The sequence below is a fragment of the Priestia sp. SIMBA_032 genome, from assembly GCF_046535215.1.
Classification (GTDB): domain Bacteria; phylum Bacillota; class Bacilli; order Bacillales; family Bacillaceae_H; genus Priestia; species Priestia aryabhattai.
This window is the reverse complement of the sequence record NZ_JAWRXD010000382.1, coordinates 1-303: the sequence shown is the minus strand read 5'-3', so window position 1 is coordinate 303 and position 303 is coordinate 1. Positions and strand designations below refer to the sequence as shown.

Annotated in this window: 1 protein-coding gene; it reads right to left on the bottom strand. The window is 46.2% G+C overall.

Annotation, left to right across the window (positions count from 1 at the left end):
- The coding region (locus tag SB717_RS34845) for a hypothetical protein (RefSeq protein WP_410907447.1) at positions 1–303 on the bottom strand (303 nt) is incomplete at both ends.

Sequence of the window (303 nt, the reverse complement as noted above, 5' to 3'; positions counted from 1 at the left end):
CAAAAGCTTTCCCAGATACGACCGGCCTGTGACAATTTTTCACTAACTTTTTTCGGTAGGGGTACAAGCGGAAGCACAACCTCATTCAGGGGGGCGAACCGTTTGGCAATAATATGCTGTTGCCGCGGCTTCAGTACATCCCCAACCCAGTTGTCTCCAATGTGACAGATATCCTTGCTTTTGTATCCGAGGGCTTCGGCTTTTAATAGCAAGTGAGTAAATAGCTTGCCTGTATCTTTCTTTTTGCCCAGGGAAGATGAGAGGAAGAATTCATCCCATTTATTTATGCCGCAGTTTCGCAAG